This is a genomic window from Bradyrhizobium sp. HKCCYLRH3097, assembly GCF_051167875.1.
Classification (GTDB): Bacteria; Pseudomonadota; Alphaproteobacteria; order Rhizobiales; family Xanthobacteraceae; genus Bradyrhizobium.
On sequence record NZ_JBNPTX010000007.1, the window covers coordinates 264,258 to 287,850 of the forward strand.

At 62.5% G+C, this 23,593-nt stretch carries 18 protein-coding genes and 1 pseudogene; 14 read left to right on the forward strand and 5 right to left on the reverse strand.

Going from position 1 to position 23,593, the window contains the following annotated elements; translation table 11 throughout:
* Positions 1 to 13 precede the first annotated feature (13 nt).
* From hemA to ACQR0U_RS19310, 5 genes are read left to right on the forward strand one after another with little or no spacing between them, the layout of a single operon-like run.
* Entirely contained in the window at positions 14 to 1,321 is a 1,308-nt protein-coding gene (gene hemA / locus ACQR0U_RS19290; RefSeq protein ID WP_316195896.1) for a 5-aminolevulinate synthase, read from the forward strand.
* A gap of 57 nt (positions 1,322 to 1,378) precedes the next feature.
* Complete coding sequence (locus ACQR0U_RS19295; RefSeq protein WP_434843932.1) at positions 1,379 to 2,917, forward strand: B12-binding domain-containing radical SAM protein; 1,539 nt, start codon at positions 1,379 to 1,381, stop codon at positions 2,915 to 2,917.
* The gene (locus ACQR0U_RS19300; RefSeq protein ID WP_434843933.1) at positions 2,914 to 4,419 is read left to right on the forward strand and encodes a hypothetical protein; all 1,506 of its coding nucleotides are present in this window, start codon (positions 2,914 to 2,916) and stop codon (positions 4,417 to 4,419) included. The genes ACQR0U_RS19295 and ACQR0U_RS19300 overlap by 4 nt, the downstream gene beginning before the upstream one ends.
* Positions 4,419 to 6,827 carry a penicillin acylase family protein gene (locus ACQR0U_RS19305; RefSeq protein WP_434843934.1) on the forward strand — a complete coding sequence of 803 codons (2,409 nt, stop codon included), beginning with the start codon at positions 4,419 to 4,421 and terminating at the stop codon, positions 6,825 to 6,827. Before ACQR0U_RS19300 ends, ACQR0U_RS19305 begins: the two co-directional genes overlap by 1 nt.
* An 18-nt stretch (positions 6,828 to 6,845) precedes the next feature.
* Entirely contained in the window at positions 6,846 to 7,805 is a 960-nt protein-coding gene (locus tag ACQR0U_RS19310) for a DMT family transporter (protein ID WP_434843935.1), read from the forward strand.
* Between the two features lie 530 nt (positions 7,806 to 8,335).
* Here the strand turns inward: ACQR0U_RS19310 and ACQR0U_RS19315 are convergent.
* Together ACQR0U_RS19315 and ACQR0U_RS19320 are read right to left on the reverse strand one after the other, a co-directional pair.
* Positions 8,336 to 9,109, reverse strand: a complete 774-nt coding sequence (locus tag ACQR0U_RS19315; RefSeq protein WP_434872218.1) for an acyl-homoserine-lactone synthase — start codon at positions 9,107 to 9,109, stop codon at positions 8,336 to 8,338.
* 75 nt (positions 9,110 to 9,184) lie between these two features.
* Positions 9,185 to 9,919 (reverse strand): LuxR family transcriptional regulator, encoded by a 735-nt coding sequence (locus ACQR0U_RS19320; protein WP_315715569.1) that lies wholly within the window; start codon positions 9,917 to 9,919, stop codon positions 9,185 to 9,187.
* Between the two features lie 1,188 nt (positions 9,920 to 11,107).
* Between ACQR0U_RS19320 and ACQR0U_RS19325 the strand changes: the two genes are divergently transcribed.
* Positions 11,108 to 12,091: a SphA family protein gene (locus ACQR0U_RS19325; RefSeq protein ID WP_315715570.1), complete on the forward strand. Its 984-nt coding sequence runs from the start codon at positions 11,108 to 11,110 to the stop codon at positions 12,089 to 12,091.
* Positions 12,092 to 12,180: 89 nt separating this feature from the next.
* Here the strand turns inward: ACQR0U_RS19325 and ACQR0U_RS19330 are convergent, their stop codons facing one another.
* Complete coding sequence (locus tag ACQR0U_RS19330; RefSeq protein ID WP_315715571.1) at positions 12,181 to 13,089, reverse strand: LysR family transcriptional regulator; 909 nt, start codon at positions 13,087 to 13,089, stop codon at positions 12,181 to 12,183.
* Between the two features lie 145 nt (positions 13,090 to 13,234).
* Here ACQR0U_RS19330 and ACQR0U_RS19335 point away from each other — a divergent pair, with 145 nt between their 5' ends.
* Genes ACQR0U_RS19335 through ACQR0U_RS19370 form a run of 8 tightly spaced genes read left to right on the forward strand, consistent with a single transcriptional unit; the run spans position 13,235 to position 20,607 of the window.
* Positions 13,235 to 14,392: an alpha/beta hydrolase family protein gene (locus ACQR0U_RS19335; RefSeq protein ID WP_315715572.1), complete on the forward strand. Its 1,158-nt coding sequence runs from the start codon at positions 13,235 to 13,237 to the stop codon at positions 14,390 to 14,392.
* Between the two features lie 23 nt (positions 14,393 to 14,415).
* Entirely contained in the window at positions 14,416 to 15,369 is a 954-nt protein-coding gene (locus tag ACQR0U_RS19340; RefSeq protein ID WP_434843938.1) for a VOC family protein, read from the forward strand.
* Positions 15,353 to 15,712: a Rieske (2Fe-2S) protein gene (locus ACQR0U_RS19345; protein ID WP_315715574.1), complete on the forward strand. Its 360-nt coding sequence runs from the start codon at positions 15,353 to 15,355 to the stop codon at positions 15,710 to 15,712. Before ACQR0U_RS19340 ends, ACQR0U_RS19345 begins: the two co-directional genes overlap by 17 nt.
* A 37-nt stretch (positions 15,713 to 15,749) precedes the next feature.
* Positions 15,750 to 16,880: an FAD-dependent oxidoreductase gene (locus tag ACQR0U_RS19350; RefSeq protein ID WP_315828108.1), complete on the forward strand. Its 1,131-nt coding sequence runs from the start codon at positions 15,750 to 15,752 to the stop codon at positions 16,878 to 16,880.
* A gap of 49 nt (positions 16,881 to 16,929) precedes the next feature.
* Positions 16,930 to 18,087 carry an MFS transporter gene (locus tag ACQR0U_RS19355; RefSeq protein ID WP_316174801.1) on the forward strand — a complete coding sequence of 386 codons (1,158 nt, stop codon included), beginning with the start codon at positions 16,930 to 16,932 and terminating at the stop codon, positions 18,085 to 18,087.
* Between the two features lie 16 nt (positions 18,088 to 18,103).
* A complete protein-coding gene (locus ACQR0U_RS19360; RefSeq protein WP_315715576.1) occupies positions 18,104 to 18,679 on the forward strand; it encodes a cupin domain-containing protein in 576 nt (191 codons plus the stop codon).
* A complete protein-coding gene (locus ACQR0U_RS19365; protein ID WP_315715577.1) occupies positions 18,679 to 19,680 on the forward strand; it encodes a fumarylacetoacetate hydrolase family protein in 1,002 nt (333 codons plus the stop codon). Before ACQR0U_RS19360 ends, ACQR0U_RS19365 begins: the two co-directional genes overlap by 1 nt.
* Before the next feature lie 3 nt (positions 19,681 to 19,683).
* Entirely contained in the window at positions 19,684 to 20,607 is a 924-nt protein-coding gene (locus ACQR0U_RS19370; RefSeq protein WP_315828109.1) for an NAD-dependent epimerase/dehydratase family protein, read from the forward strand.
* A 507-nt stretch (positions 20,608 to 21,114) separates the two neighbouring features.
* Here the strand turns inward: ACQR0U_RS19370 and ACQR0U_RS19375 are convergent.
* Positions 21,115 to 21,677: pseudogene (locus ACQR0U_RS19375) on the reverse strand (DUF4399 domain-containing protein).
* 384 nt (positions 21,678 to 22,061) lie between these two features.
* A complete protein-coding gene (locus ACQR0U_RS19380; RefSeq protein WP_434843939.1) occupies positions 22,062 to 23,576 on the reverse strand; it encodes a formylglycine-generating enzyme family protein in 1,515 nt (504 codons plus the stop codon).
* Between the last annotated feature and the right edge of the window lie 17 nt (positions 23,577 to 23,593).

Genomic DNA, 23,593 nt, shown 5'->3' on the forward strand with positions numbered 1-23,593 from the left:
GGAATCAGCGATGATGAATTATGAAGGCATATTTGTCCGGGCGATCGACGCTCTTCGTGAGGAAAGGCGATATCGGACATTTGCCACTCTGGTGCGCAATCCCGAGACTGCGCCGACTGCGCTCTGGCGACCGCCGGGCGAGACACGAGCACCACAGCCGGTCACCGTCTGGTGCTCCAATGACTATCTCTGCATGGGCCTGCATCCGGATGTGATCGAAGCGTCCACGGAAGCGTCCCGGAGCTTTGGCACGGGCGCGGGAGGAACAAGGAACATCTCCGGCACGCACCAAAAAATCGTAGAGTTGGAGCAGGAGCTGGCCAGTCTGCATGGAAAGGAGGCGGCGCTCGTCTTTACGTCAGGCTGGGTTTCGAACTTCGCAGCAATCTCTACCATCGGGACCCTGTTGCCGGACTGCGTGATATTTTCAGACGCGGACAACCATAACTCGATCATTGAGGGTATCAGCCGCTCGAGATGCGAGAAGAAGATCTGGTGTCATAACGATGTGAGGCATCTTGAGCAGCTGCTTGCCGCGGAGCCCCGCAATCGCGCAAAGCTCATCGTATTTGAAAGTCTCTATTCGATGAGCGGCAGTATTGCGCCCATCGGCGGGATCGCTGCTCTCGCTGAACGCTACGGTGCCATGACCTACATCGACGAAGTTCATGCGGTGGGGCTGTATGGACCTCAAGGTGGGGGCATTTGCGATCGAGACGGCCTCGCAGATCGGATCGACGTCATTCAAGGTACGCTCGCCAAAGGGTTCGGATCGCTTGGCGGCTATGTCGCCGCAAATGCATCGATCGTCGATTCAATCCGAAGCTATGCGCCGTCGTTCATCTTCACGTCGACGATGCCGCCAAACGTCGCCGCGAGCGCAACGGCGGCGGTACGTCATCTGCGCCGGTCCAAGGCCGAACGCGACCAACAGCAGGCGGTGACGCGCAGGGTCCGGCGCGCGCTCCAGGCCGCGCGCCTGCCGGTCATGGCCAATGAATCGCATATCATCCCGGTCGTGGTGGGCGACGCGCAGAAATGTACCGCCGCAAGCCAGATGCTGATGGAACGACACGGGATATATGTTCAGCCCATAAATTATCCCACTGTGAGCAAAGGCACGGAGCGGCTTCGTTTGACTCCGACACCGGCCCATCGAGACGTGCACATCGATCTGTTGGTCGCTGCTCTCTCTGACGTCTGGGCGTCTCTCGAGCTTCCGTACGATGAACGGGCCGCGCGATCTCCGATCGTTGGCATGACGGACGACGCGGTCAATCCGAAAGACATGACGAATCAGCGGTCGGTTCCGGCGGAGTAAAGGCGAACGCACCGCGCGTCGTGACGATGCGGCATCAGGCATGGCGAGGGCGGATACATGACGCATTCCAAGTACAAGATCCTGTTCGTAACGCAGCACTATCATCCAATTCATCTGGCAGACGACCGGATCTATATTGTCGAACCCATCCAGTACGAAGTGCTGGCGTCCATGCTGGACAAGGATGAGGTGGACATTTCTCTGCTGGATCAGCGCCTTGATCGCCGCCCGTTGGCCCTGCTCGAGACGATAAGGCGCCTGCGTCCAAACTTCGTCGGATTCACGTCTTGGACGATGCATGTCGACCTCGTGCGGATGCAGGCGGCGCTGGTCAAGCAGATCGACCCGTCGATCATCGTTGCGGTAGGGGGGCATCATGCTAGCCTAAGTCCGTCCGACTTTGCGGACCCCAACATTGACTACGTCATGATGGGAGAGGCTTATCTCTCTTTCCGGGATCTAATCCTGCGCTGCCGGGAAAGCGAGCGTAACGTAGCTGATCTGGCAGGCGTTGCCTGGCAGGACAACGGCAAATTCTTCTCGAACGGCAAGGCGGTCGTTCCGAAGTCCTTCGATCTCGACAGCCTCCCCCTTCCGAACCGAAGCATCCTCGGCAAGTATAAGGGCAGATACTATCACCTCTGGTGGAAGCCGGTTGCTGCCCTGAGGACGTCCATGGGATGTCCCGCAAGATGCTCGTTCTGCAATTTGTGGCGGCCGAACCTCGGAAAGTATCTAACGTGGAGCCCGGAATACATCGTCGAGTATCTCAAGACGATCGAGGAGCCGTATGTCATATTTACAGACGACCACTTCTTCGGGGACGGGCGCCGGGCGCACGCCATTGGTGAAGCGATCCTTCGGGCGGGCATCAAGAAGGAGTACTTGTTCTACAGTCGGGCGGACGCGATTGTCAGAGACCCGAGCCTGGTCGCGCTGTGGTCGCGGGTTGGGCTCAAGCGCCTTCGGATGGGTCTGGAGAGCTATTCCGATTCCGAGCTCGGTGCCATGGAAAAGGGCAGCTCCGTGGCGCACAACGACAGGGCCATCGAGATTCTCAAGAAGAATGATGTCTTGATCGAAGGCCTGTTCATCGTCGGTGTCGACTACAAAAGAGAACAGTTCGAAAACTTGACGAGCTACATCCGCAGCCGAAAAGTCGATATCCCGAACATCACTGTCGCGACGCCGATGCCGGGGACGACAGACTACGCCAAGAACGAAGACGCGCTCATTTACAAGAATCCGACGTACTACGATTTTCAGCACGCCGTTCTCCCCACAAGGCTCGATATCAAGGAGTTCTGCCATCTCTATGGGAAGATGCTGCTCAAGGTCCAGAGACCGCCACTCGAGCAGATCCGGCGCATAGGTCTGTTCAAATTCATTTGTAACGTTCCGTCATTCTGGATCTACTTTCTTCGCGTCTACACGTCTTACAAGCACTACGGCTACGTAGAGCGAAGCGGGGGCGAGCTTCCAACACTTCCATGGGTTGATATGCGGCGCGGAAGCTGCGGCGGTGACGCGGTAGCGGACAAGAAATATGGCTCCGTCGACATCGACAAGGTGTTTCCGACAGGGGTTCCGTCATGACGGACGAGGCCGACGTCACGAATGATATCAAGCTCCGCTTCGGACGCCCCGACGATTTTGCCGCGCTTAGGTCTCTGCGGGACAAGGTGTTCTGCGATGAGCTTGGGATTCAGGAGCGATCCTATCACGACGTCATTTTCGATTGGTATTCGAAGAATGTCGTTTTGCTTGCGGGCAACCGTTTGATAGGTGCTGTTCGTCTTGCCTACATCCGAGATTGGCAGGAGTACTATGTCAGCTATCTATGCCTCGCGGCGCAATACCGCCGGAAAGCGCATCTGCGGCTGTTGTTCGGAGCAATTATTCTGCTCATGAAGCGAAATGGAATCAGGTCAATCAGGGCGGATTCGTCCGACGCAAATCTGATGATGTATCAGGCGATGGGGTGCGTTCCCATCGGAGGAAAGTTCAAAAAGCCTGGATTTGTCTGCGACTGGACACCGATGCGCTACGACATTGGTGTCAATGCAGCGGTGGAGGCGAGTCTTTCAGAACGCGCGGCGGCCTATTTCGAACCATGGACCGAGAGCGATCTGACATGGGTATTCGACACCGTGTTTCATCGGTGTGACACCGCGTCGGCATTCGGGGCGACTTTCGAGGCCCTTCTCGAAAAGGATCTGATCCCTGGACATCTGCCGTATCTGGCGCGTCCCGACCGGGTGATCGACCTGCCGCGCGACGAGGCGTTCACGCGTCATCTGAGGACGGTCGAGGTGCGGTCAGATGACGATGAATTCTTTTCGGCAACTTCAACAGCATCTCCCGTTCACCCTGCCTGCCCGGATCGCTCGACCATCACGGCGAGCAGTCGGTTCGCGCATCTGAATGCTCGGTTTTCGTCCAAGACCCTGGCGGCGGTTCTTGTCGACTCGGAGGCGTTGGTCTTGGCGCGACTATACGCTGTCCTGACCTGCAAGCATCTGGTCGAGCTGAACGATTGGGAGGAACTGCCCTCTCTCTGCCCACCGTCCGTATCGAGCGTGACAGCCATTATCGGACCGGCTGACCGGGCGCTGTCGAAGGCGGTTTTATCGGCAGCGCAACGCCGATGCGCTATCGGGCTCCTGACCGCCGCGGACCTGCCGGCTCTCTCGTCCACGTTGCTCGGCTCGTATCTGAACTTCATTGGACCAACACAAGTCGCGATCGCGGTCCGTCCGGTGGGTCTTGTGTCGTACGAGGCGCCGACAGGCGCGTGCGGTGGTGGGCTCGGCCCAGGTTTGTGGAGCCTCGCCGGTGGACCAGAAATGACCGTCGCCACGATTGGCCCGTATCATTTGCTCGTCGTGCCCGCCAGGATATGGCGAGCTGCCGTAGCGTCCATTTCAGAATTGCTGAAGGTTGGCTATGCGATCGGACAATCAATCCGATTGGTCCGCGAAGAGTGCCTGGGCGATGAGCCGATCCTGCTGATGGGAGATCCGAGCCTTCGCCTCGATATCGCCCCGTCAGAGAAGAACGCGGAGGCGACGCGGCGCTTGGCGGCCGTCTCGGACTGATGTTCGTGCTGAACAACTCATTTTCGATGCCTGCTTTCACGGCCGTGGTGGTGACAGGGACGCTATGCGTTGTTGGGCCGTGTTTTCTTTTCGGGCTGGCGCTGGTCGCGACGATCTTCGTGCGCGCGATGCCAAGGCGATCGGGTGAACGCAGGCTTGCCGGGTTGGGGAACGAGGTCAGGATTTATCACGACAAGCATGGCGTTCCCCATATCTTCTCGGAGAATTTTCAGGATGCCGCGCGGTGCCTGGGTTACCTGCACGCAAGCGAGCGCCTGTTTCAGATGGAAATTCACCGACGTGCTGGACAAGGGCGACTTTCCGAAATCTTCGGGGCGGATTTCGTCGACACAGACAAAATCATTCGTGTTCTAGGTCTCTACCAGCTGGCCAAGACCAGCTTTGCCGCGCTTGCGCCGGAAACTCAATCCACGCTTTCGGCCTATGCGGACGGCGTCAATGCATTCTTGTCGACGCACCGAAGCAAACTGCCGTTTGAGATGGTCTGGTTGAGAATCCGGCCGGAGCCATGGTCTCCCATTGATTCAATCGTGTGGGGCAAGCTCATGGCTTGGCAAATGAGCCGGAACTATCTCGCCGAGCTGAATCGAGCCGAGTTGACCAGCAGAATCGGAACGGTCGATGCCGGCCCGTTCTATCCCGATCCCATGCGGGGCAAGACTGGACCATCGGCGTCGGGTGGGTCTGGTGGCTCGCGCGGACAATCCGACTTTTCAGACAAGATGGGAGCGCTGCTCGGATTGGCCAATGGCGCTTCAAATGCTTGGGTCGTCGCCGGCGAGCGAACCACCGGCGGCCACCCGCTCCTCGCGAACGATCCGCATCTTGACGTGTCGTCGCCAGTGCTCTGGTTTTTATGCCGGATCGTCACCCCCGAAGGATGGGTGAAGGGAGCCGGAGTACCAGGCGTACCGATGATCCTGCTTGGGCAGAACGAGAGCATCGCCTGGGGAACCACGGCGGCGATGTCCGACGTTCAGGATCTGTTCGTGGAAACTCTGGATCCGGCGGATACGACAAAATATCTTGCGCAACCTGGCTCTCACGCATTTGACAGGCATGAAGAGACGATCCGAGTCCGAGGTCGGCCCGACGTCAAATTCGCCATCCGCAAGTCGCGGCATGGCCCGGTGCTATCCGATGCTGTCCCGCGTCTTGCCGCGCTGGCGGGCAGCGATGGCGTCATCGCGCTATCCTTCAGCGGGCTCGGAGATTGTGACCGCACTGCCGAGGCGTTTCTGAAGCTCAATCGGGCGCGGAATTGGGAGGAATTCAAGGATAGTCTGCGGCTGTACGAAACGCCTGCGCAGAATATGTTCTACGCCGACGTCGCCGGCAATATCGGAGTGATGAGTCTCGGGCGGGTCCCAGTGCGCAAGTCGGAATATGGCCTTCATCCCGCGGCGGGATCAACAGGTGATGCAGACTGGTCAGGCTACGTTCCGTTCGAGCAGATGCCGCACTCGTTCAATCCGGCCTGTGGCTATATCCATAATGCGAATGGTCGACCGGCCTGGTGTGGGCACGATGTCTTTATGGGATGCGATTGGGAAGAGCCGTATCGGACGCAAAGAGTCCAACAGTTTTTCGACAACATCAGATTGCACTCGCTGGAAACATCTGCCGAAATGCAGGCCGACATTCTATCTCTCGCCGCTCAGGATCTTCTGCCGATTTTGCTTCGAGCAACCCCGTCCAGTCCACTGGGACGGCAAGCCCTCGCGCTGCTCTCGAAGTGGGACGGCACGATGCACAAGGACTGGGCAGAACCGCTCATTTTCAACGGGTGGATGCAGGCGCTCCGACGAATGCTGATCGATGACAAGGCGAAGGTGAAGCTTGAGTATGTCGGGCCATGTGCGGCTTCGCTCCTCAGGAAGCTTATCCTGGAGCATCCCAAATGGTGCGCTTCGGGCGAAGAGACGGATCTGGAATGTCGTGCATGTCTGACGCGGGCTCTCGAAGAAGCTATGGCGATGCTCTCGAGGCGCCGCGGGTCTGACCTGACGAAATGGCGGTGGGGAGACGAGCACATCTCGACGCTTTCGCACGTCTTCTACTCGCGGATACCGATCTTCAGGTCATTGAGCGAGCTTGGCGTCGGAAGTGGCGGGGACCTGTATACGCTCAACAGCGGAGGTGCTCTGCAGCCGCACCATGATCGCCCGTTCGAGCGGAAACACGTTCCGACATTTAGAGCCCTATATGATCTCGGCGATCCGGATCGGTCCCGCTTCATGACCGCGACCGGCCAATCTGGCCATATCTTCTCGCGCTTTTACGGAAACCTGACGCCGCTTTGGAACGAAGGCGAGTCGATCACGCTGGCTGGCGATGAGTTGGCCTTGCAGCGTGAAGGCGCGACTCTCATGAGATTTATTCCGTAGGGCTGACAGGGCAGTCACATGGCGGTCGAGGACGCATCTTTGGTCAAATCGGGTGATACGGAAGCCGACTCCTCGGGCGCGCCGTTGCCGCCGGTCGACTCAGGATCCAGTCGATCCGGTCCCTATGTTTTGGGGCTGATCGCAGTCATGTTTTGGGGAACGACTCCGGCCGCGACAGTACTGGTCGCCCATGACATGCCCTCATCGTTGATCGGGCCGTCCAGACTTCTCCTGGCCGCGATGTTCCTCCTACCAATGGTTCTCCTGCTTCGGCCGCCGCTTCCGACCGATAGGGGAGGTTGGATCGCCGTCGCGATCAACGGTATGATCGGGTTCGGTGGTTCGTTCTTTCTGCAGGGTCTGGGATTCTCGCGAACGTCGACTTCGCACGCGGCTCTCATCTTGGCTTGCGCTCCGGTGTTTACATCCATCATCCAGCATGTGCTGTCCCGGACATTTCCCCGCACTCTTTGGCTGATCGGAAGTGCGATGGCATTGTGTGGTGAGACGTTTCTGATCGGCGCTCGTTCGAACGGCGATGTCTTCGGCAGTGGAACAATGGTGGGCGACGTCATCGTTCTCATCGGCACCATTACGGTCAGCATTGGATATGTGGCAGGCGCTCGCGCATCTGCGCGAATTGGCCTGTTCGGAGCGACGGCATGGTCGATCATCTTCGGTGCTGCTCTTGTGACGCCGCTGTTGCCCTCTGTCTTGGAGGCGATCTCCGGGGTGACGGTCGTAGGAGGAGGGGCCCTGTTCTTTCTTGCGGTCTTTTGCACCTTGATCGGATTCGCCGCATGGTTCTGGGCTTTGGACAAGGGAGGCGTCTCGGCGATTGCGCCTCTGCAGTTCGGACAGCCGATCGTATCACTCTTGATAGCCGTGATCTTTCTGGGAGAGCAGCTTTCGATGAGCATTTTTGCTGCAGTTGGATTGGTTCTCACGGGGGTATACTTCTGTCGAAAGTCGGCGTGAGAGGTCGTATCCCGCGAGGTGGGTCGCCGGTTAGCAATGCGGCTCTTGATGTGCGTTCCGCAATAGCGGCTGGGCGAATTGCTGTGCTGGATGAATGCGGTTGCAGGTTGTTGTTGTCAGCGAGCCGAACCGCAAGGTCGAAGAACAGCGTTTCGTTCAAGAACTCGTCGCGGATCTCTGCATCCGGTTCATCATGACGCTGCGGGTGAGCTCGGTACTTTGTCCGAGACGATCGCGCCCGGCTTGCCGTCCGGTGCGACAATCGCAGTCAGCCCGCGCTTCCTGTCGCCCGAGAGCGAAGTATCGGCAAATGCTCCCAGCCATTCCGCGGTGACGATCGTCGATCGCACAGCTGTCAGCGCGAACGCTGGCTCGGCACGCTCTTGGCGCGGCGGACCGCAAGCTGCTGATCGGCACTCGAACTGCCGAGCGCTCGTCCCTGGACGGGGCTTACCGCCTGCAGGTGCTTGCGGGCGGCTCGCTGTAGCCAACAGCCAGAAGGCAACTTGGGCTCGGAATGACAGGTCTGGTTAGGTCACCGGCATCGCCGCGCTGTAGGTGCGGTTGGCGCCGTCCACCTGCAAGGAGCATAAATCTAACGGCTCGGGTACAATCTCTCGTTGCGCGTGAAGTACCCCGGTCCTGCGCAGCGCTCCTGCGCAGATGTGACGTTTTGCTTTGGAAGCGGCGAGGTCTCGGAGGGATGGTTGGTCCAAGATGTCAGTGTCGATTCCCAAGCATTTGCGCGATGTAGATACCGTACGGTCAGAGACTCTCGCCTCCAACGCAAGGGTCGGTCGCCCATCAAAGACCACGGGATCGGCGAGTGGTTGCGCATTCCATCCAAGCCGGTTCAGCCGCCGTACCCAACCCGGTTTGGATTGCGCGATAAGACCCGTGATGCCGAGGTACTGACAGATCTCTGCTATGGCGACCATCAGTCGACGCGAGGCTAGAACGTCACCGTCTCCGATCTCGGACCTGGCGCAAAGACGGGTCCATTCGAAGATGTCCGGCGCCTTCGGATATGATCGCCCCCGCACCAGCTCCGGATACACGTGCGACAGGAGATGCGGCCTGGTCGTCGGAAGAAGCCGCGAGTACGCCATCACCCGTCCGTCGTGGATATCAACTACATGCAGCGCATCATCACCATCAAACTGGTCCCGATCGCGCCGGTCCGGCTTGACAAGGCTTGACCACGCAAGCGCTTCCACGAAGATCCTATATCTAAGATCGTAGATTTCATCCATAAGGCTGGGGGTGGCCAGTTTTGAATCCTCGTAGAACGCAAATATCATCATGGTCTCCTCGGGTAGGGAGACCAACCGATCATTTTGCACAAGTATTGGCGATGCCGTTCTAGTACAGTATTTACTTCATACCGGCTTTAGCGAACCGTTCAATATCGCGATGCGGACGGCCTCTGTTCGGCTGCCGGCGCGAAGCTTCGACATCGCGTTGCGAAGATATTGATCGACGGTTCGCTTGGAAAGACGAGCCTCAAAGGCGATTTCCTTGGATTTCAGGCCGTGCATCGCCCAATGTAGGCATTCCAGTTCGCGCGGCGCGAGCACGCACGCTCGCTCCTCTTTCGCCGTTGCAGGTCTTTTCGCGTGTATCATTTGGTCGACACGCTGATGACTGAGTAACGCCATGAAATGAAGATTGTGCCGATCGCTTCGCTGCAGCGGCTTGGCGCCCGTCGCAAACGATACGCAGGTTGTGCGCATTTGCGGACCGTGGATCGGGACCGTGAAGCCGTCAATCAGTCCTGCGTCCCTTGCTTCGTCCATGAGCTTTCGTTGTTTTGCGGTGAGCGGCTGAACCGCACACTCCTCGCTCCAGACGTACGGCGTCGCTCTTTCCCGAAGCAGTTGGGCAATCGGGTCTATATGGACATAATTTCTCTCATTATAATATCTGATCCAGGCATCATTCCAGCCACGTAGCTGGATATGAGGCTCGAGGATTTCCATTCGGCTCGGCAGGTCAGCGATAAAGACGCCGGTCACTCCGAAGCGCTCAGTGGAGGCTAGAAGCAGCTCGAGTAGGCTGTCGATGCTAGTAGCATCAGCGATAGCTTCGCCATAGGCCTGAGGGATCTCAAACATTGCCTTCTGTCTCGAACGCAAAGTAGTCAGGATACTGCCGATAGCTGACGGATATCTCTCGTCCGGACAGTCACCTTAGAAGTTCGCGAGTCGCCACACATTCAACCAGCGCACCTCCTCCCGACGTTCCGTTCAGAAATTCCTCGTCTCGCCCGCGCGGTCGTGCACAAAAAAATTGGAGAGTCGCTTCTTCGACATGCCCTACAACCTCTGCGGATGATTAGCAGTGACGGTATAGGAATGCAACCGTTCTGGTTTCCTTGGAATGGTTTTTTGCAGATTGAATGGCAATCTGGTCGGAGCGGTGCGTCGAATGTCTGCCGTACGACTCTGGTAATCGGCCGCAGACATCAAGAAAGCTGTGGCGAAACCCATTCACCGATTCCTCTGCTGGGCAGCTCTCGCTGCCATCAAACGCGACCGAACGATAATGAACGGCCAGAAGCCGGCGGCCCCGACGTCCTGGGTAGGAGACGAGAGTGTCAGCGAATACACGTATTGATTGACGATGAGAAGACTGATCCAGCCAGCACTTGAAAAGCGGTCTGCAAGCGCAGCGTTTTTTCGCCATCAACGCGAACAGCCGGCCTGCTGAACCGATCGCGCCGCGCGTCGGGATACGACGCGTTCATTGAGAAGGCAAACAACCGATTGATATTGCGGCAGTTCGTCTCGACGATTTGCCAAAATGGCTTTGATATCGTTGCATCATCAAACTGATTTTGAATCCGCCATGCGGCCTCTCATCCAGCAGCGTGGCCCGACGTCATGGAATCGTCATTGGTGGAATGACCATGGAAGTTACTGGCAAGTCATATGCCTCTTAATCAGCGGGTCCTAGGTTCGAGCCCTATGCGCCTGCCGCCAACAATCTATGGTTGTGTTTGATCCAAGGCCTGAACTGCAGGCCTCGTACGGGCAATCTTCAACACGGTGGGTGAGATCGATTATGTCGTCGGTGACGTGCCCGTGGTTGCTCACTCTGCTTGAACCAAGGAGCGCGACATCAATCGACGCCCGTGAGGCCGGCACATCGAGACTGTGAATAGCTCGGATCAAAACGATCAATTTTACGAATGATCTGGGATCGCTCATCAATGACGCGATCGGTCGGGCGCGGGCGCGTCGCCATGAGGTCGGTCGGGGGCAAGCTCGTTTCGTAGAAAACGCGCCACCAAGGGGGGATTCATGACAAGAGGACTGCAGCGGTCCGCTTCCGCAGCGTTGATGTTGGCCGGGATGATCCAGGGTGCGTGGGCCGCCGAGAACGCGGCCACCAACTATCCGGCGGGCTCGCCCGGCGTGTTCATTGCGTCGTTTCCGCCGATCCCGGGCCTGTTTGCGATCAGCCAGACCAGCTACACCAGCGCCAACGGCCTGTATGACGGGCAGGGCAAAAAGCTGCCGATCGACTTCAAGCTCTCCGCCGTGTCGGAGACGATGCGGTTTCTCGCCAGTTATCCCGGCGACTTTTTCGGCGCCCATGTCTATTCGCAGCTCGTGGTGCCCTTCGTCCATCTCGAAAGCACCAATCCCGGCGGATCGTTCCAGGCCAACGGCCTTGCCAATCTGACCTTCTCGCCGATCATTCTGAGCTGGGCGCTGTCGCCCGTGCAGACCTTCACGGTCGGCCTGGACATCATGCCCAACACCGGCACCTATTCGGCGCGGCAGCCCCTCAACGTCGGCACGAACTACACCACCATCTCGCCCGTCCTCGCCTATCGCTATGCCGATCCGAAGGGCTTCGAATTCGCCGTCTCGCCACGTCTGCTGCTCAACGGCACCAATACCGATTCGGTCAACGCCTTCACGCAGCTGACCCAGCAGTACCGCAGCGGTGATGCGCTGGTGGTCGACTTCAACGCGGGCTATAATATCGGCGCCTGGAAGCTCGGCGTCGTCGGTGGCTATACGCATCAGTATCAGGACGACAAGATCAACGGCGTCAAGGCATTCAATTTCGCCGGGGTGCAGGACGGCAACCGGTTGCGCTCGATCAATGCAGGCCCGTCGCTGACCTATAATGCGGGCCCCTTCCAGATCAACGTAAACTACCAGCATACATTCTACGTCGAGAACGGCAGCCGCGGCGATACGGTCTGGGCCAATCTGGCATTCCCGATCTGGGTGCCCGCGCCGCCGCCCGGAGCCGGACCGATCAAGCGCTGACTCGCGCAAGCTGGATTGATCGCTCATCAACGAAGGCGGCCGGCGTCTCGCGCCGGCCGTTCGCCATCGCCAGTGCCGGTCGACGGTGGTCAGGGCAGCTCGGCGACGACCTCGCGGATCAGAGTGCGCAGCCACAGCAGGCCGGCATCGTTGGAGCGGTAGCGATGCCATTGCACGCGCTGCCGCAGCGCCGGCAGCGCGATCGGCAGCTCGATGATGCGGATGGGAAGGCTGCGCTGGGCGGCGATGGCGAGCCGCCGGTGCACGGTGGCAAGGCGGTTCGTCCCGGCAACGAGATGCGGAATGGCGGTGAACGCGTAGACCGAAACGTCCTCGCTGCGGCTCGTGTTGCGCTGCTCCAGATAATAGGTTTCGAGCGATTGTGCCGCGATCGCCGGCCGCATCACGACGTGGGACGACTTGGCGAAATCCTGCCGTGACAGCTTGCCCTTGCCATACTTTCCCTTGCTCCACGCGATGACGCAGAAGTCGTCCTCGAAGATCACCTCGGACGGGTGCAGCTTGGAGCTGAATTCCTCCGGGATGATCAGCAGGTCGACGTCGCCGCGCTCGAGCGCGCGCTCTGGCCGCTGCACCTGCTGCAGGAAGTCGAAGCGGATACCGGGCGCAAGGGCCTCGCTGCGCGCCAGCAGCCGCGGGATCAGCGTCACCAGCGTGTAGTCCGACGCCAGGATCTTGAAGCAGCGGTCGGACTGCGCGGGATCGAACTCGGCAGACGAGGCGATGGCCCAGTCGACCCGCACCAGAAGGTCCCTGATCGAGTCCTTCAGCGTCTCCGCTCGCGGCGTCAGCTCCATTTTGCGGCCGATCTTCACCAGCAGTTCGTCATCGAAATAGGTTCGCAGACGCAGCAAGGCATTGCTCATCGCGGACTGCGTCATGTTCATGCGCGCGGCGGCGCCGCTGACGCTGCGCAGGTGCAGCAGATGGTCGAGCGCGACCAGGAGATTGAGGTCGAACTTGTTGTTGAAGCGCATGGGCGGCCTCGCTCGAGGTATTCAAGAGATCAATGCGATCAATCTTGTTAATCAATTTTTCGAAATGGTCAAACGGGGCTATGCCAGACCTCGGGAAGAACGTCGAGGAAGACGCGTGGCCGGGCCGCGCGTCGCGAGTGCATTCATGTTCAAGTATTTTCCGACCAACTATGTCTGGAATCTCTCGGTCGATCTCGCGATCGAGATGGGCGCGCGGATCGGCGAGATCGAAGAGATGTGCGCGCCGCTGCAGGAGGCGGCCCGGCAGCCCGATGCCAACGGTACCCAGGCCTTCCGCGAGACCTGGGCGCGGATGGCAGACAAGCTCTGTGCGCTCGCGTCCGAGGACGAGGCGAAAGGGCGGCTGCTGTCGGCCGGCGAGAAATATGGCCGCGCAGCGAGCTATCTGATCACCTGCGAGCGTCTGCAGGCGCACGAGGCGCCGGGGCGGCTGGCGCTGTACCGCAGATGTCTCGACGTGTTCGCCAAGGGCATTGCACTGGCGCGGGAGAACTGCGAGCGCGTCGAGATTCCCTATGAAGGCTCCCACATTGCCGGTCTCATGGTCCGCGCGGAAGGGCGCGACGGGCCGGCGCCGCTGCTGGTGCAGGTCAACGGCCTGGATTCGACCAAGGAGATGAAATACCGCGTCGGCTTGCCCGCCTGGCTCGCCCGACGGGGCGTGTCGTCGCTCGTGATCGACCAGCCCGGATCGGGCGAGGCGCTCCGGCTGCAGGGTCTCACCGCGCGCCATGACAGCGAGCATTGGGCGTCCCGGGTCGTCGACTGGCTGGAGACCCGCAGCGACGTCGACCCGAAGCGGATCGGTCTCGAGGGCGTCTCGCTCGGTGGCTACTACTGTCCGCGCGCGGTGGCTTTCGAGCCGCGCTTTGCCTGCGGCGTCGCCTGGGGTGCCAATCACGATTGGCGCGACGTGCAGAAGAGGCGCCTGCAGAAGGAAGGTGATTTCCCGGTCCCGCATTACTGGGCGCATGTGCGCTGGGTGTGGGGTGCGAGAGATCAGGACGACTTCATGCGGATTGCCGAGCAGGTTCACCTCGACGGCATTCTCGACCGCATCAAGGTGCCGTTCCTGGTGACGCATGGCGAAAAGGACTCGCAGATTCCGCTGCATTGGGCCGAGCGGACCTATGAGCAACTGGTGAATTCGCCCAAGCGCGAGCTGAAGGTCTTCACCGCGCGTGAAGGCGGCGCCCAGCATGCGAGCTTCGACAACAGCATCAATGCCGGCCACTACATCGCGGACTGGGTCGCAGAGACATTGAACGGACACATCGCCTGAAGCAGCAGGTGGAGAGGAAAGTTATGAAAATCGTCGGTCTGGAGAGCCTGATATTCGGTGTCGACGACGTGAGGGGCGCGGCGCGCTTCCTGGTCGATTACGGGCTGACGCCCGTCGACGTCTCCGATCGCGGCGGCCGCTTCGAGGCGATCGACGGCACCGCCGTGGTGATCGCACGGCAGGATGATCCGGCTCTGCCGCCGGCGCCCGTGCCGGGCTGCCGTCTGCGCAAGACGGTGATGGGCGTCGCCGACGAGGCGACGCTGGGGGCGATCACCGCCGAGCTGCGGCGCGACCGCGAGGTCCGGCGGCTGCCCGATGGCTCGATCGAGTCGACCGACGATTCCGACTTCGTGATCGGCTTTCAACTGACGGCACGGCGGCCGTTCATGCTGGCCAGCGAGATCTCGAATGCGCCGGGCGGCGTGGTGTTCCGGCCGATCAACAGCCTCGGCGTGCCGCCGCAGGGCAGCGTGATCCGTCCGCGCTCGCTGTCGCATGTGGTCTATTTCGTGCCCGACGTGGTGAAGGCCGAGGCGTTCTACGTCAACCGGCTCGGCTTCCGCTGCACCGACCGCTTCACCGGCACCGGGCCGTTCCTGCAGCCGGGCGGCTCGCTCGACCATCACACCCATTTCCTGATCGGCGCGCCGCCGCACATGCACGGCGTGGAGCACTTCACGTTCCATTTCGGTGGTCCTTCGGAAATGATCACCAACGGCTATCGCTTCGTCGAGAAGGGCTATCAGGCGTTCTGGGGCCCCGGCCGTCACATCCTGGGCTCGAACTGGTTCTGGTACTTCAATAGCCCGTTCGGCTGCCACATCGAGATGGATGCCGACATGGACCAGCACGATGCGAGCTGGCAGCCGCGCGAGGCGACGGCATCCGCCGACAATTCGCAGACCTTCCTGATGAAGATGCGCAAGAAATGGTACCCCGGCCCCGGAATCCCCGAGAATGGCGACTACGCGTGAGGCCGAGGCGCGATGGATCCGGCTGTGCCGCGCCGATGAGATCGGCGAGGCGCAGTCGCGCGGCTTCGATCCCGATGATGAGGGGCAGGACAGCCTGTTCGTCGTGCGCCGGCACGGACAGCTGCATGGCTGGCGCAACGCCTGTCCGCATATCGGCGGTGCGCCGATGGCCTGGCGCAGGGATGCGTATCTCAACGCCGACGGCACGCGTATCGTCTGTCACGCGCACGGCGCCGAGTTCATGCCCGACACCGGGCTGTGCGTGCAGGGGCCGTGCCGCGGCGAGCGGTTGAGCCGTCTCGAGCTCGTCGTCATCGACGGCGAGTTGTTCGTAAAGTCATAACATGCCCGCAAGGGCGGACTGCAGAGGGGGAAGCACCATGGCAGTGGTGAGCAGGGTGCTGACGATCGGAGGCGGCTTTTCCGGTATGGCCGCGTCGATCCAGATGCGCAAGGCGGGCATCAACATCGATCTCGTCGAGGTCGATCCGAACTGGCGGCCGGAGGGCGCCGGCATCACGGTCAGCGGACCGACCTTGCGCGCGCTCGAGACGATCGGCGTGTTCGCGGAATTCGCGCGGCGCGGCTACACGGCTGACGGTGTCGACCTGTTCGCGCCATCGGGGCATCGGATCGGCGAGATCCCGACACCGAAGGCCGTAGGATCGGATGTGCCCGGCGGCGGCGGAATCATGCGGCCCGAACTCGGGCGCATCCTCGCCGATGCGACGCGCGCCGCTGGCGTTCACGTGCGTGTCGGCTGCACCTACACGCGGATCACGCAGCACGACGGCGATGTCGAGGTCGCCTTCACCGATGGCACGACGGGCCGTTATGATCTCGTGGTGGCTGCCGATGGCGTGCATTCGAAGACGCGGGCGCTGCTGTTTCCCGAGGTCAAGTCGCCGCAATACATCGGCCAGGTGGTCTGGCGCGCCGTGCTGCCGCGGCCGGCCGACATCGTGCGTCCGCGGATGTGGCTGGGTGGTGCGGTCAAGGCGGGCGTCAACCCGGTGTCGCCGAGCCACATGTATATGTTCGTGACGGAGGCGCGGCCGGAAAAGCTCCAGGCCGAGCGCGCGTCCTGGCCGCAACTGGTCGCGGACCTGCTGGCGCCGTTCAGCGATCCCGTGCTGGTGGCACTGCGGGCGCATTTGTTCGCTCCCGACGCCGCCATCGACTATCGGCCGCTCGCCAACCTGCTGGTGCCGGCGCCGTGGAATCGCGGCCGCGTCATCCTGATCGGCGACACCGTGGCCGCGACCACGCCTCACCTCGCCTCCGGCGCGGGCATCGGCATCGAGAGCGGCATCGTGCTGGCCGAGGAGCTGGCTCGCGCGACGACCCTGCAGGAGGCATTCGACCGCTTCCATGCGCGCCGCTGGGAGCGCTGCCGCATGGTGATCGAGAACTCCGCGCAGCTCTGCCGCATCGAAATGGAGAACGGCGACAAGGCGGAGCACGCCAGGATCATGCGCGAGTCGATCGTCGGGCTGACGCAGCCGATCTGAGCCAACAACATCAACGAACAACATCATCAACGGGGAGGAAGCCATGACGGTGACGACGGAGACGTGGCGCGGACGCATCGCGCTGATGGTCGCGCATTGCGCCGGGATGGTCGATCTCGTCGCGCTGCCGGTCTGGGTGGGCGCGCTGATCGAGCGCTACAGGTTCAGCCCGCAGCAGGCGGGACTGCTGGCCACGCTGTTCCTGCTGGGCGCCGTGCTCAGCAGCCTGTTCTTCGCACCTCGCTTCAACCGGATGAACGCCCGCCTGGCGGCGGCTGCGGGATATGGCGTGGCCGCGCTGGTGTTCCTGGCCGCGAGCCGAACGTCGGAGTTTGCGCTGCTCGCGATGCTGCACGCGCTGGGCGGCGCAACAGCGGCCTGCGGGCTGAGCTTCACTCACGGCACCATCGCACGCAGCGCCAACCCGCACCGCCTGTTCGCCATCGTCGGAATGGCGCTCGGTGTGTTTGCCATTCTGTTTCTCGGCATGACGCCCAATCTCGTGGCGAGCTTCGGCGGCCAGGCCTTGTTCGTCGTGTTTGCCGGCGTGATGGCGGTCGCGGCGCTGGCGGCGGCGCTGTCATTTCCGAAGGGCGTGGTGCGCAGTGACGAGGATCTGATCGCGGAGGTCAGCCATCTGCCGCGCGCCGTCTGGTTCGGCATTGCCGGCATCAGCTGCATGGCGCTGACCCAGGCGATGCTGTTCAGCTTCATCGAGCGGATCGGCGCTGACCGCGGCTTCGAAGCTGACGCGGTGACGGGCGTGCTGATCGCGCTCGGCTTCGTCAACCTGCTGCCGGCGCCGCTCGCCGCCATAATGGAGCGGCGGCTACCGGCGAGACACGTGCTGCTGGCGGGCCCGGTCTGCCAGGCGCTGATCGCCGTGACGATCACCTTCGGCTCCGGCTTCGTCGCCTATGCGGTCCCGACCGCGATCTTTGCCGCGGTAATGATCTTCACCCACACCTTTGCGTTCGGGCTGCTGTCGCGTCTCGACCCGACCGCGCGGGCGTTGGCCGGCACGCCGGCGATGCTGATGATCGGCGCTGCGATCGGCCCCATTCTCGGCGGCACCTTGGTGCAGCTGTTCGGCTATCCTGCGCTCGGGCTCGGCGCCGTCATCATCTCATCCGTCGCCGTCGTGATGTTCTCGCGCGTGTTCGCTGCGCGCGGCGCGGCGTCCGCCGCCTCTCTCGAAATCGCCTGACCAGGAGGCCTCCAGCATGACCCTTCCGCAGATCCGCCGCGTCGTCACCGGCCATGACGCGCAGGGCGCCGCCGTGATCTCGTCCGACGGCGCCTTGCCAACCGTCACCGAGCTGGCGGCGATCCCCGGCACCTTCTTCCACGAGGTCTGGAGCACGCAGGCAACGCCGGCGCTGATCGACAACGGTCCCGATCCGACGATCGGGCCGCTGCGGCTGCCGCCGCCAACGCATGGCAGCCGCATCCGCTTCGTCGACATTCCGCCGGATACCGAGGACTTTCTCCGCAACGGCGCGGCGCGCATGAATGCCGCGTTCAGCCAGATCGGCGACCCCCACGCCTCGACCGTGACGACGGAATCGCCACATCCGCTGATGCACCGCACCGAGACGATCGACTATGGCATCGTCATCTCCGGTGAGATCACGCTGGTGCTCGACAAGGGCACCGCTGACCTCAAGGTCGGCGACGTGGTGATCCAGCGCGGCACCAACCACGCCTGGGCCAACCGCAGCGACAAGCCGTGCCGGATGCTGTTCATCCTGGTCGACGGCAAGTTCGGTCCCGAAGCCAACCCGACCAAGGCCAGCTGATGAGACTCGCGACCTATCGGAACGGCAGCCCCGACGGCGGCCTGGTCATCGTCTCCGGGGATCAGGCGCGCGCGTGCAATGCCAGCGCCATCGCACCGGATCTGCTGACGGCGCTGCGGAATTGGCAGCAGGTCGAGCCGGCGTTGCGCCAGCTCGCTGAAAGTCTCGAGGATGGATCGGCTGCCGATGTAACGGCGTTCGATCCCGCGCGATGCCTCGCACCGCTGCCGCGCGCGCCGCAATGGCTGGATGGCTCGGCCTTCCTGAATCACGGACGGCTGATGGATGTCGCCTTCAACAAGCCGCCGATCCCCGACTTCGACACCGTCCCGGTGATGTACCAGGGCGCCAGCGACGACTTCCTCGGGCCGCAGGACGATGTTCCCTTCGTGACAGAAGCTGATGGCATCGACTTCGAGGGCGAGTTCGGCGTCATCGTCGACGACGTGCCGATGGCTGCTTCTGCCGAAGAGGCTGCGCAACGAATCCGGCTGCTGGTGCAGATCAACGACTGGAGCCTGCGCGCGGTCGGCGCGCGCGAGGTTCGCACCGGCTTCGGCTTCCTGCAGGCGAAGCCCTCGACCAGCTTCGCGCCGTTTGCGGTGACGCCGGACGAGGTCGGCGATGCCTGGCGCGATGGCCGGCTCGACATGGCCCTGCATGTCCGGCGCAATGGCGAGCGGATCGGCGCAGCCTCGGGCCGCGAGATGGCGTTCTCGTTCCCGCAGCTGATCGCCCATGCGGCGCGGACGCGGCGGTTGACGGCCGGCACGATCATCGGCTCGGGCACGGTCTCGAACGCCGATCGCGCCGCCGGATCGAGCTGCCTTGCCGAGGTCCGGGCGATCGAGATGATCGAGCACGGCGCGGCGCGGACCTCGTTCCTGCGCTTCGGTGAGGAGGTGACCATGCAGGCCTGCTTCGCCGATGGCCGGCCGGGTCCGTTCGGGCGTGTCGCGCAGCGCGTGGTTCGTGCGGCGGGCGCCGATCGGCCGGATTGAACCATGCGTATTCTTGTCACGGGGGCCGCGGGCTTCATCGGCCGTGCGCTGCTGCATCGGTTGCTGATCGACATGGACGGTGCTGAAATCACCGCACTCGATCTCGCCGAGGCGCCAGCGGGATTGTCCGGTGCGCGTCTGTCCTGGATCCGAGGCGGCCTCGACGATCCCGCCGTGCTCGAGCAACTCGGCGCCGCGCCGTTCCACCTCGTGTTCCACCTCGCCAGCATTCCCGGCGGCCGCGCCGAGGCCGCGCCCGCGCTCGGCCGCCGCGTCAATCTCGATGCGTCGCTGGATCTCTTCCAGCTGCTGGCGGAGAGCCGACATCGGCCGCGCGTGGTCTATGCCAGCAGCATCGCCGTCTACGGCGCGCTTGCGGAGGCGCGGGTCGGCGCACGCACGGAGGCGCGGCCGGCGATCACCTATGGCGCGCACAAGCGGATGGTGGAGATCGCGCTCGCCGATCACACGCGACGCGGAGATCTGTCGGGTATCGCACTGCGGCTGCCCGGCATCGTGGCGCGGCCCAGGCCCGTGAGCGGCTTCGGATCGGCGTTCATGAGCGAGCTGCTGCACGCGCTGTCCGCGGGCGAGCGCTATGTCTGTCCGGTGTCGCCGGGCGCGACGGCCTGGTGGTTGTCCGCGAAGGCCGCCGTCGACAATCTCCTCCTCGCCGGGAAGCTCGATGTCTGCGGAACCCTGCAGCTTCCGGCGCTTCGTCTCTCGATCGCCGAGGTGGTGGACGGCCTGGCGCAGCTGCTCGGCGCGGAGCGCGCCGCGCGCGTGACGTTCGATCCCGATCAAGGCATAGAGGACGTCTTCGGCCGCTATCCCGAGTTGGATGCCACCGCCGAGCTGGCCCTCGGCTTCGCCCACGATGGATCGGTGGCGGAGATGATCGCGAATGCGGTGCGCGCGATCGCATGACGGGGAATGAGCCCAACTCGCCGGACCAGCATCTGTCGGGCGAGGCCACGGGCACCGCAGCCATGGCGTCCCGAAAGGAGTGCTGATTCTTTGAGTTTGTTGGTTTTCCCTGCTTCCTTAGGGAGCGCCAGTTTCCAAGCTGAACTATTGATTTCTGGGAGTTTGAGCCGGACTACATGTTCGGCAGGATGGGCGTTGACGCCAAGGTCGGTGGTGCCGCAATCCCAGGCTGGACCGTTACGGCTCTGGTGTTCATTCCATTCGCGGCTGGTTATTTCCTGTCGTACCTGTTCCGGACGATCAATGGCGTGGTCTCCCCGCGCCTCGCCTCCGAGCTTGGACCGATGCTGATGATCGCTCTTGGCGCTCGCCGAGGCGAAGCAAGCCTCGCGTCTGGAGGTCGTATCAATAGAGCCGAGCCGGACAAATGCAGTGCTGCGGTTGGAGGCTCCGGCACGTCGCGATGAACTGATGTGCCGGCCGGCTCCATCGGGGAGCGGCGGAGGCTCATTTCGCACCCGACAGGAAGCTCTTGATGAAATCGACGGCTCCCGCCGATTTTGCCGGATCGGACGGCGGCGCTTCGGTGGCCGACGGTTGCGCCGCCTGACGCGCGGTGTGCGCGTGCAGATGCCGCGTCCGCCGGTGGGCGTGAGTGGCGCTCTGCCCGTGCCTCTGCGAAGCACTGCTCACGGTGATCGTGATCTTCTTCGATACCAGCGGTGGATCGAAGTTGAAGTGCATGCCGTCGCCCAGGACGAGCTGCAGGTTATGCTTGCCGGGGGGCAGCTCGATCAGGGCCTCGGTCTCGCCCGCGCCGTAGTGCAGGTGCTTTCTGTCCTGCGGAATCGGCTCGCCCGGGCTGATCGGCTCATCGGCGTCGATCAGGAGGTGATGATGGCCGGTGTTGGCAAAGGCGTCACCGGCATGGGTCACGCCCATGTTGCGAAGTCCGAACCGGCACCAGAACGCGGTCTTCACGGTGTCGCCGTCGGTGGCGTGATGAAATACAGGTAGGCGTCCTTCGGCGCCGTTTTCGCCTGCGCCCATGCGAGAGTCGGCAACAGCACCAGCGTGCAGGCCAACACGGTGGACCCGAGCGTCGCGACTGCGGCGAGACGACGTCGTCGCCAGGGCGTCAGATCCAGTAGCGGCGCGCGGCGCGTAGATTTCTCACTCCACATAAATCCCCAACTCATAAACAACGACGATCATCGATCGCAAATATCGAGCGGTGTAGCCGGTCCATGAATGGGGCGTAGCGCGGCAAATTTGAGGTTTCGATCGGTCTCGTCCTACGATTCCCGATAAGAATTTGAATAAAGAGGCTCGGCAGACCAGGCGTCCTGCGGATCTGCGACGCTGGTGTTCGCTGTGGCGCGAGACATTTGCGGGCGCAGGCCCCGCATCGGCGTCGACGGCACGCTGGCCTGGCTCAGCATACCGCGGCCGCATCAGAGCGAAAGAGCGAGGCGAAAGCCATGGGTCGGATACCTGACGCGCCCATCATAGCGGTCGCGGCTCCCGCTGCGGGCATAGCTCGCATCCTTCTTCCATGAACCCGAGCGAATGACATGGACGAAGCTCTGCTCGTCGATCCATGCCGAGCCATCGGACGGCGCGCCCTGATAGCTCTTGTGCCAGCTGTCGGCCACCCATTGGTCGACGCTCCCGCCCATGTCGAACAGGCCAAACGGATTGGCCGCAAAGCTTCCGACCTTCATGAGCTGCGCGGGCGCGCCGGGCTCGTTGCATCCGTTGCAATTGGCCATGCCGGAGCGCATCCGGTCGCCCCACCAGAACGCCGTCGTTGCGCCGCCGCGCGCTGCATATTCCCATTCGGCCTCGGTCGGGAGCCGGAGCGGCTTGCCGACGGCCCGCGAGAGCCAAGCCAGATAGTCCCTGACGTCGTCGTAGCCGACATTCGTCACCGGGTTGTCGTCCGGACCGCTCATCACGTCGGTGCAGGCCTTGGCAGCCACGCACGCCTTCCACTCGCCAATCGTGACCGGGTATTTGCCGAGCGCGAACGGCTTGATCGTGACGCGGTGGACCGGAAGCTCGGAGCTCTCGACGCCGCCCATCGCGAATGCCCCTCCTGGAATCATCACCATGTCAGGCAGGCGAATCGCCGCTGCCTCCGCCGGCCCTGGGGTCGCGGTCGACTCTGCTGCCGGCGCAGTCTCGGGAGCGGTCGCAGCGCTTGCCGACGCGAGCAGGGCGGGTGCCTCGAGCGGCGCGGTTTCCGTGGAACGCGAGAGCGTTGCAGGGTCCGAGGGCGCGTCCGGTATCGGCGCCGGGGCGGTCGCGGCTGACATGGCCTCTGCCGTGACGACGCGCCCCGAACTCTCGACGCTTGCGCGGCTCCACGCGGCCACGGAGACCTCGGCGGCTTGCGGCTGTGTTGGCGGGGGAGCGGCCGGCTCCCGCGCCAGCATGAACCAGCTGGCGGCGGCAGCGAGCAACAATGCGCCGAGGCTGGCCGCCGCAGCGCGGGTCCAGACCAGCGGCCTGCGCTCCGCCCTTGCCGCGGCCGCGCGCAGCCTCGTGGCCAGCTTGTCGTAGCCGTGCGCCTGCCAGATCTCCGCGCGGCTGCGCGCCTCGTTCGGGGCGTATTGAGCGATCGAGACGCCGGGAATGCTGCAGACGACCCGTCCCGGCTGTCCGCCACCGGGAGCGGTGGCCTCGACCTCGGCCGCATCGCATCGTGCGGCGAGCGATTGCTTCAAGGGGCCGCACATCATCAACAGCAGTCCGCCGTCGCCCCTGCTGCGGCGCTCCTGGATCTCGGGGCAGGCGACCTGCTCGTCGAGGCGGTGGAAGCCGGGTGGGCGCAGCGTGTTCATCGCCACCCGCACGATCCGGCCGCACTGCTCGCAAGGCACCGGATAGGTCACGGCGGTCAGCGGTCGCTCGTCCCGATCGGTGACCGGAGCCTGCGATGGCGCGAGGATGTCGATGCCGATCATAGGACGGCGCCTTCCGT